The following is an 11,623-nucleotide window of genomic DNA, read 5'->3' on the forward strand; positions in this document are numbered from 1 at the left end:
ACGTCAGGAGTCTTTCGTGGCCTCGGTGCTGTTGACATCCTTTAGCTGCACAACGTTAATCGCGGCCGTGGAGGTCGAATCCTGGCTGCTGGTGCCGGCATCCGGCTTCCTGGCAGCCTCGTCAAAGTCACCAGCCTCGTCGACGTCATCGGGCTCGGCAGCAACTACGGGCTCGTCCGGTATGGCTGCCACCGAAACTGCAGGGCCGACGTCGGAAATCGGGACAACCGTGACTGTCGGTTGCTGGGGAGGCGCCGCGGCGGCGTCCTCGGCAGCCTGCCGGTCTGCCTCCTCAGCTGCAGCACGCGCGGCCGCTTCGCGCTGCTCCTGCTTCTCGATATCGGCGGCCAATGATTGAAGCATTGATTCAGCTTCCGACGTCATCCCCTCGTGGCCGGCCGCCATGGCTTTGACCAAGTATTGTGCCAGCGCGAACTCGGCGAGCAGCGCGGCCCTCCGGAGCAAGTGCGAATCCGGTGTCTCGCGGCGGGCCTCGGTGTAGTGATTGAGCACCGCCTGGATGAAGGCTGATTCGTTGGACGCCACAAGCCAGGCAAAGTCATCCGCTGGGTCGCCGATCCGCAGATCGGTCCAGCCGGTAACCGCAGTCACTGTGTCGTCCTGCACCATCAGGTTGTCCTCATGGAGATCCCCATGGACCACCGAGGTGTTGAAGCGCCACAGTGCCACATCTTCCATGGCGTGTTCCCACCGGCGTAGAAGCGTCGCCGGAATTTTGCCTGTTGTCGCCGCCTGGTCAAGCTCGTTGAGTTTCCGCTGGCGGAACTCGTTGGCGGAGTAACTGGGAAGGTCGGCATTGATCACCAAGGAGAGGGGCAGATCGTGAATTGCAGCCAGCGCCGAGCCGATTTCCTTGGCCAGGGCAGCGCTGCCCGCCGAAAGGTCCTCAATGGAGAACAACGAGCCCTGCAGGTGCGCATACACAAAGGTGGTGAGCTCGCCCTGGCGTACTGTCCCGGCGATGGTGGGGAGATGGAAAGGAAGCTCTGCTCGGATCGCGGGACTGAAAGCCCGCAGAACCATGAATTCCGTTTCCAACCGCGTGCTCGCTTCGGGATGGCGCGGCGAACGGACGCGCCAGCGTTTCCCGTCGGCGTCCAGCAGGAGCGCCGAGTCGAAGTCGGCGTCGTCGTCGGGGGAGTAGGCTGTGCCAGTGGGCGCCAAGCCGGGCACTGCCGCGGTTGCCACAGCAGCTAGTTCAAGCGGAGTTCTTCTCACGCCTTCCACGGTAGGGTGGCTGGCGCCTGTGGCCATGATGCAGTGCGGCGAGTCTCCAGATCTGCAGGAAATCTACCTTGCCCACCCACGGAAGAACCCACGGAATGCCTTGGATATGTCCACAAGCCTTAGGCTGCCCAAATGTTTTTTGACGGTGGTAATCAGTACGGTAGGTACATGAGCTATACGGAACCATCGGCATTGGCAAACCACCTGACGGACACCGTTCTTCCCGTGCCCCCGGCCGTGGTGGATCGGGGGTCGGCCGTCAGGATGAAGCCGGGCATGGTGTCGGAGCTCATTTCGTCGGGAACGGCCAAAGCTGTGCTGATCTCCCAGCGTAAAGCGGTGGTTACTGCGGGCGGCCTGTGGTTTGGCGAGGCAGCAGAGCTGTGGGAGGCGCTGGCAGCCGCAGGGCGCGAGTCCGTCTATCTGGGCAGAACCTTGCTACCGTCGTCATTGGCGGTCGGTACGCCGGTGCTGTTGTTCACGCTCGCCGAGCCGGTTTCCCCGGGCACCGCAACACTACCTGCCGATGCCGAGTGGGCGGGTTTCCGCGAGGTCGCCGGACGTCTGGACGCCACTGACACGGCCCTTTTCATCGAGGCCAGCGCCATTTCCAACTGGCATGCCACGCACCGGCATTGCCCGCTGTGCGGTAGCCCCACGGAGGTCGAATCCGGCGGCTGGGTGCGGCGATGCCCCCAAGACAACTCAGAACATTATCCGCGAACGGATCCGGCGATCATCGTTACCGTGGTCGGCCCTGACGGCCGCCTCCTCCTTGGCGGCGGAGGTCCCGTCGATGCGAAAAACTATTCGACGCTGGCCGGGTTCGTTGAACCAGGTGAGTCCCTGGAACAAGCGGTGGTCCGTGAAATTGGCGAAGAAGTCGGAGTCCGTGTCACCGCATGCCAGTACTTGGGCTCGCAGTCCTGGCCGTTTCCGGCGTCCCTCATGTTGGGATTCACAGCAACAACGGAGGACACCGTCGCCAAACCCGACGGTGTGGAAGTCACGCGGTCCCGCTGGTTCAGCCGTGAGGAACTGCAAGCTGCCGTGTTGAGCGGGGAAATCACCATCTCGACACGGTTGTCGATTGCGCGTTCACTGATCGAGCACTGGTATGGCGGCTTCATTGAAGACCTTCAGCCGTGACGGAAGAAACGTTCGACGCCGGGAGCTCGCTTGAGGAGCGCATCCTGGGAGGCCTTGATGAAGAACAACGTGAGGTAGCCAGCACCCTGACGGGTCCGCTATGCGTACTTGCGGGGGCGGGCACCGGGAAGACGCGTGCCATCACCCACCGGATTGCGTACGGCGTCCACTCCGGCGTCTATAGTCCGCAACGGTTGCTGGCAGTGACCTTTACTGCGCGTGCGGCGGCCGAGATGCGGAGTCGGCTTAGGGACCTTGGCGTGGGCGTGGTTCAGGCCCGCACGTTCCACGCGGCCGCTTTGCGCCAGTTGCAGTTTTTCTGGCCCCAGGCCATCGGCGGAACGTTGCCAAGCCTTTTGGACCACAAAGCCACCATGATTGCTGAAGCCTCCCGCCGGCTTCGGCTCAGCACTGATCGGGCATCGATCCGGGACCTCGCTGCCGAGATCGAATGGGCCAAGGTGTCCATGCTCACCCCGGCCAACTACTTGGAGAATGCGGTGGGCAGGGGAACTCCCGGTGGGTTCGACCTCACTGCCGTGGCGAGGGTGTTCCAAGCCTATGAAGACCTCAAGACCGATCGGAACGTCATCGACTTTGAAGACGTTCTCCTCATCACCGTGGGAATCCTTCAGGAGGACCCAAAAGTCGCAGCGACGGTGCGGGAGCAGTACCGGCACTTCGTCGTAGACGAATACCAGGACGTGTCGCCTCTGCAGCAACGGCTCCTGGACCTGTGGTTGGGCGGGAGGGACGAGCTTTGCGTAGTGGGCGACGCCTCCCAGACGATCTATTCCTTCACTGGAGCGTCACCGAAACACTTGCTTGGTTTCAAAGCTCAGTTCCCCAACGCCACTGTGGTCAAACTGGTCCGCGACTACCGTTCCACCCCGCAGGTGGTGAAGCTGGCCAACGAGCTCCTTGGCGCGCGTCGCAGCGGCGGACCCGTGGCGGATGCTGCATGGGCGGCTCCCCTGAAGCTCGTGGCCCAGCGGCCGTCGGGCCCGGCACCCCGATTCATGGAGTGCCCGGACGATGAGGCGGAAGCCGCCGTCGTCGCCGGACGAATCCAGGAACTGCTGACCGCGGGTGTGAAGGCGAGCGAGATTGCGATCCTGTTCCGCACCAACGGACAATCCGGAGCTTACGAGCAAGCTTTGGCCTCTGCAGGTATCGGTTATCAACTTCGGGGTGGCGAAAGGTTCTTCGCCCGGAAAGAAGTGCGTGATGCCATCTTGCAGTTGCGCGCGGCAACCAGGGCAGTAGCTGAGGGACCCTCAGTGCCCCTGGGGCAGATCGTCCGTGACATTGTGGCCTCATTGGGTTACACCGATACTGCACCGCATAGCGGGGGAGCGCTCCGGGAGCGCTGGGAATCGCTGGCCGCACTGGTTGCCTTGGCAGACGAGCTTGCCGTTCACCGGGGAGAATCCTTCACGCTCGCCGAATTCGTCAATGAGCTCCAGGAACGTTCCTTGGCGCAGCACGCGCCCACTGTCCAGGGAATCACCCTCGCTTCGTTGCACTCCGCGAAAGGCCTCGAATGGGATGCCGTGTTCTTGGTTGGCCTCAGCGAGGGACTTATGCCGATTTCCTTCGCTGACACGCCCGAGGACGTTGACGAGGAACGGCGGCTGCTTTACGTGGGCATCACCCGTGCACGCGAGCACTTGAACCTTTCATGGTCCACTGCCCGCACGCCGGGTGGCCGTGCAAACCGGAAGCCCTCCCGGTTCCTGGATGGACTGCGGCCTGACTCTGTCGCATCTGCCAGCGCTCGCAGTAAAACAGGGCCCGTGCGTCCAAAAGCTGCGGCCCCGGCCTCATGCAGGGTCTGCGGCAGCATGCTAGCAACGGGTGCGGAGCGCAAGATTGGGCGTTGCAACCAATGTCCACCCAGCTATGAGGAACAGACATTTGATGCCTTGCGGCAGTGGCGCAAGGACGTAGCGCAAGCTGCCGAGGTTCCCGCTTATGTTGTGTTTACGGATGCGACCCTGACTGCAATCGCTGAGGCGCGGCCCTCGTCGCTGGAGGAACTTGCGGGCTTGGCCGGTGTTGGCCCTTCCAAGCTTGAACGCTACGGCGAGGCCGTCTTGGAAGTTCTCAGCGAAAGCGCTGTCCTCTGATGGCCCGATCAACCAGCTCAGACTCACCCGTTCACCAGCTGACAGAGGATGGTTCACCCGTCGTCGTGCGTCGCTCTGCGCGACGACGCCGGACCGTAGCTGCCTTCTGGGAAGACGGCAAAGCCGTGGTCGCCATTCCGGCCAGCTTCACGCGGACCCAGGAACGGGAATGGGTGGGACGCATGCTGGCCAAGTTGAAGAATCAGGGGGAAGGGGCCGGCGGACGCGGCAAACGTCGTCCAGCCACCGACGAAGCCCTCGCTGAGCAGGCCGCACTGCTGTCGCGGACTTACCTCGGCGGCCGCGCAATGCCGACGTCGGTGCGTTGGGTTGGCAACCAGAACTCACGCTGGGGTTCGGCTACTCCGGCTGATGGCAGCATCAGGTTATCGAGCAAGCTCCAGCCAATGCCGCAGTCGGTGATCGACTACGTCCTCGTCCACGAGCTGGCGCACCTCCTGGTGGCCGGTCATAACGCCGACTTTTGGAAGTTGGTTGAGGCTTACCCTGAAACCCAGCGCGCCAAAGCTTTCCTGGACGGAGTAGCTTACGCAACATCCCGGGGCCTCGGACCGGACCCCGGCACCGAGGCACCTACTCCCGAGCCTCCAGCACCACACTGAGGGCAGGGCCCCGAGTACCTCGTGCCAGGGAGAAAATGCCTAGTTGGCCGGCGGTTCGGGGTCAGTCCCGGATTCGGGCTCGCCCTTTTTTCCGTCGTCGCCTGAGCCGTCGTCGCCCGTTCCCTCATCGCCCGGTTCGGACGTTGTTTCAAAACCGCCGCTCAGCAGCTTTTGCAGGGCATCGTCAACTTCACTGTCGCTGGCTTCGGCGAGACGGCGTCGTTCCGAGAACCCCTTGGGATCGTCGAGGTCGGCACCTGTCGGCAGCAGATCCGGGTGGTGCCAGATAGCGTCCCGGCCTTCGATTCCACGCTCTTCCTTCAGGGTTGCCCACAACGTGGCGGCTTCCCTGAGTCGCCGCGGACGCAGTTCCAAGCCCACCAAGGACGAGAATGCATGTTCGGCCGGTCCACCGGTTGCCCGACGACGGCGAACGGTCTCCCGCAACGCTGTGGCCGACGGCAGCACCCGTGCCGTGGCTTCGGCTGTCAACTCATCCACCCAGCCTTCAACGAGGGCAAGGGCAGTTTCGAGCTTCTCCAGGGCAGCTGTCTGCACAGGGGTGCGTTCGGGCATGAACACGCCGTGGGACAGTGCCTCCTGAATGCCCTCCGGGTTGCTGGGATCCAGGTCCCGGGCAAGGTCTTCGATCCTCGACATGTCTATGTGGATGCCGCGCGCGTAGGCTTCGATCGCGCCCAGCAGATGGCCTCGAAGCCAGGGGACCTGCACAAACAACCGGGCGTGCGCGGCTTCGCGCACGGCAAGGAAAAGCCGGACATCGTTCTCCGGCAGGCTCAGGCCTTCTCCGAACTTCGCGACGTTGGTGGGCAGCAAAGCCATTTCAAGGTCGGCCAGCGGAACGCCGATGTCTGTGCTGCTCACAACTTCCGCGGAAAGCGCGCCGATAGCTTGCCCCAGCTGCATCCCGAAGATGGCCCCGCCCATGTTCTGCAGCATGGACGATGCGCCGCCCATCATGGACTTCATTTCCTCAGGCATCTGCTGGGACAGGGCTTCGGACAGCGCGTTGGCGATACTGTTTGCCACGGGCTCGGTCAAACGCTTCCACGTGCCCAGGGTGGCTTCAACCCACTCAGCACGCGACCACGCCCGGCCGATGAGTCCGGTGGCGGAGAGATCCGTGACAGGATCCAGCCACAGCTCAGCAAGCCTCAGCGCCTCGTCGATCTCCTTGGACTGGTGGGCGCTGACGGATGGATCGCTGCCCGACGCTGCCACACGGCGGGCGTTATCGTGTGCGAGCTGCCAATTTACAGGTCCTTCGGAGGTGGAACTCATCATTGCTTGGACCTGCGAGAACATTTGCTGAAGCAGTTGGGGGTCGTTTGGCAGGCCGGCGGCCTTAGCCAGTTCGGCGGGATCGATGTTGCCCATCCCTTGTCCGCCCATGAGATTCTGCAGCATTTCAGCCAGCGGATCCTTGGGCGTGTCATCATCTTCTGACGGGTTGTTCGGGTTGGAAGTCATGGTGTCGCCGATCGTCGAACTGGCTGGTGATCCCTTTCACCGTACCCCGATGGGGGAGGGCTGTCTGCCCGGTTGCCGCAACGTTCGCTGTAGGCAAAGCAGCCTCCGAACTGGGGGACCGCGTAGTGTGGATGTCTGGTGCATCCTCGTCGTAGCGCCCCGGTACCAACGTCGCTGTGACGGCATAGAAAGGCCCCCATGCTTACATCGCCCCATTCAGAAGGCTCCGTGGATCCGCGCCAAGCGAACGACGCCGGTCCCGCCACAGATGCCACGGCACCTTCCCGTGACGTCAGGTACTCGATCATGGTCATCTCCGGGCTTTTGGCCTTGGGCCTGGGCGTTGGCGCTGCTGCATTGCCGGTGCCTTACGTCGTGGAGTCAGCGGGGCCTGTTTTCAATACCTTGGGTAAAGATGGAGACAAGCCAGTCATTTCCGTTACCGGCCATGAGTCCTTCCCCGCCAAGGGAGACCTTGACTTGACCACGGTGGTCACCACAGGCGGTCCGCAAAGTCCCGCGACGATCCTGGATGTCTTTCGGGGTTGGCTGGATCCTTCCAAGGCCGTGTACCCCGAGGAATTGATTTATCCCAAGGGAAGCACTGCGCAGGACACCGCCAAGCAGGGGCAGGTTGACATGGCGACCTCCCAGGAAAACGCGGTCGCGGCCGCGTTGCGCCAACTGAAGATCCCGTTTGAGCAACGGCTTACCGTGGCTGGACTCTCCGATTCGTCACCCTCTGCGGGAAAGATCCAAGAAGGCGACCGCCTTGTTTCCATCAATGGAAAACCGGTGACGTCCTTGGCCGCAATACAAGCTGAACTCGCCGCCGGGGCAGGCGCTCCGGCAGTCGTCGTCGTCGACCGCGGCGGTAAGTCGGTGACTGCGACCATAACGCCGACCAAGAACCCTTCAGGCACCTACATTCTGGGCGTGCTCCTGGCCAGCGGGTTCACTTTTCCCTTCAACGTCAATATCTCCCTGAACAATGTCGGCGGTCCAAGTGCAGGGATGATGTTTGCCCTGGGCATCATCGATACACTCACGCCGGGTGACCTTACCGGCGGAAAACACATTGCCGGCACGGGGACCATAACTCCCGACGGCGCAGTGGGAGCCATCGGTGGCATCGCCCAGAAGATGATCGGGGCCAAGCAGCAGGGAGCCACTCTTTTCCTCGCTCCGGCGGCTAACTGCGGGGACGTCGTGGGTCACGTTCCAAACGGATTGCAGGTAGTTAAGGTTGAAACTCTGGCGGAGGCGACTGCCGCGGTAAAACAGTTTGCATCGGGAGGGGACATTAAAGGACTTCCGACCTGCACAAACAATTAGACTGACCGTGGAACTTAGCTCGACTGCCACTCGTGGCACATATGACGGACTCTGCCAGGTTTCAACGGGCCGGGGATGTTAAGCACGCGCATACCGATTGTTCACTGACGACCACAATGAGGTACAGAGTTTGTCTCGTCCCGCCAGCTCCAACCCGTCCGGAAGATCGCCGCTGAGACGGGGTGTCCTGACTCCCACGCTGATCGTGGTGGCGGTCGTCGTCGTCGGGTTCATCTTCTTCGCCAATGTGTGGACTGATGTCCTGTGGTACCAGCAGCTTGGCTTTTTCGAAGTGTACCTACGCGAAAACCTGGCCAAGATCATCACGTTCCTGATCGGGTTTGCGTTGATGTTCGCCGGTGTCTACTTCGCCATCCGCATCGCCTACAAAGCCCGGCCGGTCTATGCCCCGGACTCTGAAGCGCGCGAGAACCTCAACAGGTACCAAGCGCAGCTCGAGCCGGTGCGGCGCGTGGTGATGATCGGACTCCCAATCCTCTTTGGCCTGTTCGCCGGAAGCGCGGCGGCAAGCCAGTGGCAGAAGGCGTTGCTGTTCTTCAACCAAGTGCCGTTCGGCCAGACCGATCCCCAGTTCAACCTCGATATCAGTTTCTATTTGATGTCACTTCCGTTCTTGGGATTCGTGACGGGCTTCCTGATCAGCATTGCCATCGTTGCTGGCATTGCCGGTATCTTGACGCACTACCTCTACGGCAGCATCCGCCTTTTGGAACGGGGCATCTTCACCAGCCGCGCCGCCCAGATCCATGTCGCGGTGATTGGGGCGGTTTTCCTTGTCCTGTTGGGCATCAACTTCTGGCTGGACAGGTACACAACGGTTCAGAGCTCTTCCGGTCACTGGGCCGGCGCGCTCTACACGGATGTCAACGCAGTTGTCCCCACCAAGGCAATCCTCGCCGTTGCTGCAGGTTTAGTGGCCATACTTTTCATCATCGCGGCCGTCGTTGGCCGCTGGCGGCTTCCTGTCATCGGGACGGCGATGTTGGTCATTACCGCGATTTTGGCAGGCGGTGTCTATCCGTGGGTCATCCAGCAGTTCCAGGTCCGGCCTTCGGAGAACACGCTGGAAAAGGAATACATCGGCCGCAACATCAATATGACGCGCTCCGCCTACGGCTTGGACAAGATCGACGTGTCCGCCTACAACGCGACCACGAACGCCACGAGTGGTGCGCTGGCGAAGGACGCGCAAACGGCGGCCAACATCCGGCTCTTGGACCCGAACCTCATTTCGTCCGCCTTTTCGCAGCTTGAACAGTACCGCCCCTATTACCAGTTTCCGCAGACCTTGAATGTGGACCGCTATACCGTGGGCGGGAAGGTCCAGGACACCGTCATCGCGGTCCGTGAACTGAACCCGGATGGCCTTAGCGCCAACCAGCAAACGTGGGTAAACCGCCACATCGTCTACACACATGGCTACGGCGTAGTTGCGGCTAAAGGCAACAAGTTCACCGTCGACGGCAAACCGGACTTCCTCGAGTCCGGCATCCCCTCCACGGGAGTTCTCGGTACGGACACCTCCTATGAGCCACGCATCTACTTCGGCGAGAACTCGCCGGATTACTCCATCGTGGGAGGGCCGGAGGGTGCTCAACAGCGTGAGCAGGACCGGCCGGCCGGCAGCGGAGACACGCAGTACACCTTCAAAGGCAACGGCGGCCCGAGCGTAGGGAACTGGCTGAACCGGGTGCTGTATTCCATCAAGTTCCAGTCCTCGGACCTCTTGCTGTCGGACGGCGTTAACGACAAGTCCCAGATCCTGTACGACCGCAATCCGCGCGAACGCGTAGAGAAGCTTGCCCCCTTCCTCACCATCGATGGCAATGCCTATCCGGCTGTCGTGGACGGACGGGTGAAGTGGATCGTTGATGGCTACACCACCAGTCAGTACTTCCCGTACTCCCAGCCTCAGCAGTTGCAAAACGCGACGGCGGACTCCCTCACCAGTTCGGGGCGAACGGTCGCGTTGCCCAATAGTTCGGTGAACTACATCCGGAACTCGGTCAAAGCCACTGTCGACGCTTATGACGGCTCGGTGACCCTTTACGCTTGGGACGACCAGGATCCACTCCTCAAGGCGTGGCAGAAGATCTTCCCGAACGTCATCAAACCCTATTCCGAGATGTCTGGCGATCTCATGAGCCACGTGCGGTACCCGGAGGACCTGTTCAAAGTCCAGCGCGAACTGCTGGGCCGCTATCACGTCACCAATCCGGACAGCTTCTACCAGAACAACGATGCCTGGAGCGTACCGAACGATCCCACAGTGTCCGAGGCGGTCAAGCAGCCGCCCTTCTACATGTCACTGCAAATGCCGGACCAGACCAAGCCTGCCTTCCAATTGACCTCTTCCTTCATTCCCCAAACGGTCAATGGCAACGCCAGGAACATCTTGTACGGCTTCCTCGCCGCAGACTCGGACGCCGGCAACGTCAAGGGCGTAAAGGCTGATACCTACGGCAAGCTCAGGCTCCTGCAACTTCCTACGGACACTCAGGTTCCGGGGCCCGGGCAGGCGCAAAACAAGTTCAACTCCGATCCCACCGTCTCTCAGGCACTTAACCTTTTGCGTCAAGGTGCATCGGATGTGCTGAATGGAAACCTCCTGACGTTGCCTGTAGGTGGAGGCCTCCTCTATGTCCAACCTGTCTATTTGAAGTCGACGGGGGAAACCTCGTACCCCACCCTTCAAAGGGTGCTGGTGGCTTTCGGTGACAAGATCGGCTTCGCGCCAACGCTCGACGCGGCGTTGGACCAGCTGTTTGGGGGAGATTCCGGCGCTAAGGCGGGGGACTCGGCAAACAATGGGCAAACAACCACGTCGCCGCCTGCCACGACCACCACGACTCCGCCGGCAAACACCACCGACGCCAAGGCCGAACTCAAGGCCGCGTTGGATGATGCCAACAAGGCTATCCAGGATGGCCAGGCTGCCTTGGCCAAGGGCGACTTTGCTGGTTACGGGACCCAGCAGGCTAACCTGTCCGCAGCGCTGAAGAAGGCCATTGATGCCGAGACGCGTTTGGGTGTAACGCCCAGTACCACGGCGACCCAAGGCGCCACCCCGAGCGCTACGCCTTCGCCATCACCGTCACCGAGCGGCTAAGCCACGGGCGGGTGAGCTGGGGCCGGTGCGCGTTCGTCTCTTCGGACGGCACCGGCCCCTTTCGTTTGCCCGGCAGGCGGTTGATCGCCGTCGTCGGTCCCTTAAAGCGCCTGCATCTCTCGTCCTCGTGAACCATCGGGGCGGGGGAGACGCAGGTCACGTCACCAGGATTTGGTTCGCCGTTCACCGGACGGTAGTGTTGTTCTTGCGACGCGGGGTGGAGCAGTTCGGTAGCTCGCTGGGCTCATAACCCAGAGGTCACAGGTTCAAATCCTGTCCCCGCAACTGGAGAAAAGGTCCGGATCACATTGGTGATCCGGACCTTTTTGTTTGCCCTCAAGTGCGGAAACCGCGACGCCGGAGGTCGCTTTGAGTCGGCAGGGGAGGCCCTTGGCGCGTTCGAGTGATCTCGAGCACCTTGCCCGCATATCGTCACTTGCGCCTCCCGGGGTGAGGTAGAGTAGTTCTTGCGACGCGGGGTGGAGCAGTTCGGTAGCTCGCTGGGCTCATAACCCAGA

7 protein-coding genes and 1 tRNA gene are annotated in these 11,623 nt (G+C 61.7%); 6 read left to right on the forward strand and 2 right to left on the reverse strand.

Annotation, left to right across the window (positions count from 1 at the left end):
- Positions 1–3: 3 nt before the first annotated feature.
- Positions 4–1,239, reverse strand: coding sequence for a macrolide 2'-phosphotransferase (locus QRN04_RS10705; protein ID WP_284976007.1), 1,236 nt, complete (start codon positions 1,237–1,239; stop codon positions 4–6).
- 177 nt (positions 1,240–1,416) lie between these two features.
- Between QRN04_RS10705 and nudC the strand changes: the two genes are divergently transcribed.
- The 3 genes from nudC to QRN04_RS10720 are packed head-to-tail and all read left to right on the forward strand — an operon-like array spanning position 1,417 to position 5,149.
- Entirely contained in the window at positions 1,417–2,397 is a 981-nt protein-coding gene (nudC, locus tag QRN04_RS10710) for an NAD(+) diphosphatase (protein WP_284976008.1), read from the forward strand.
- Complete coding sequence (locus tag QRN04_RS10715; RefSeq protein WP_284976009.1) at positions 2,394–4,526, forward strand: ATP-dependent DNA helicase UvrD2; 2,133 nt, start codon at positions 2,394–2,396, stop codon at positions 4,524–4,526. Before nudC ends, QRN04_RS10715 begins: the two co-directional genes overlap by 4 nt.
- On the forward strand, positions 4,526–5,149 hold the full coding sequence (locus tag QRN04_RS10720) for a M48 metallopeptidase family protein (RefSeq protein WP_284976010.1): 624 nt from the start codon (positions 4,526–4,528) through the stop codon (positions 5,147–5,149). Before QRN04_RS10715 ends, QRN04_RS10720 begins: the two co-directional genes overlap by 1 nt.
- Positions 5,150–5,188: 39 nt before the next feature.
- Here QRN04_RS10720 and QRN04_RS10725 read toward each other — a convergent pair whose 3' ends face one another.
- Positions 5,189–6,640, reverse strand: coding sequence for a zinc-dependent metalloprotease (locus QRN04_RS10725; protein ID WP_284976011.1), 1,452 nt, complete (start codon positions 6,638–6,640; stop codon positions 5,189–5,191).
- A gap of 198 nt (positions 6,641–6,838) precedes the next feature.
- Here QRN04_RS10725 and QRN04_RS10730 point away from each other — a divergent pair, with 198 nt between their 5' ends.
- The 3 genes from QRN04_RS10730 (at position 6,839) to QRN04_RS10740 (ending at position 11,390) form a co-directional block, all read left to right on the forward strand.
- Complete coding sequence (locus QRN04_RS10730; RefSeq protein ID WP_284976012.1) at positions 6,839–7,975, forward strand: YlbL family protein; 1,137 nt, start codon at positions 6,839–6,841, stop codon at positions 7,973–7,975.
- Positions 7,976–8,105: 130 nt separating this feature from the next.
- A complete protein-coding gene (locus tag QRN04_RS10735) occupies positions 8,106–11,105 on the forward strand; it encodes a UPF0182 family membrane protein (RefSeq protein WP_284976013.1) in 3,000 nt (999 codons plus the stop codon).
- A gap of 211 nt (positions 11,106–11,316) precedes the next feature.
- Positions 11,317–11,390: transfer RNA gene (locus QRN04_RS10740), tRNA-Met, on the forward strand.
- The last annotated feature ends 233 nt before the right edge of the window (positions 11,391–11,623 follow it).

The organism is Arthrobacter sp. efr-133-TYG-104, from assembly GCF_030208915.1.
Classification (GTDB): domain Bacteria; phylum Actinomycetota; class Actinomycetes; order Actinomycetales; family Micrococcaceae; genus Arthrobacter.

Coding starts and splice junctions, on each gene's coding strand:
- nudC (WP_284976008.1), top strand. CDS start 1,417: ATGAGCTATACGGAACCATCGGCATTGGCAAACCACCTGACGGACACC.
- QRN04_RS10720 (WP_284976010.1), top strand. CDS start 4,526: ATGGCCCGATCAACCAGCTCAGACTCACCCGTTCACCAGCTGACAGAG.
- QRN04_RS10725 (WP_284976011.1), bottom strand. CDS start 6,640: ATGACTTCCAACCCGAACAACCCGTCAGAAGATGATGACACGCCCAAG.
- QRN04_RS10730 (WP_284976012.1), top strand. CDS start 6,839: ATGCTTACATCGCCCCATTCAGAAGGCTCCGTGGATCCGCGCCAAGCG.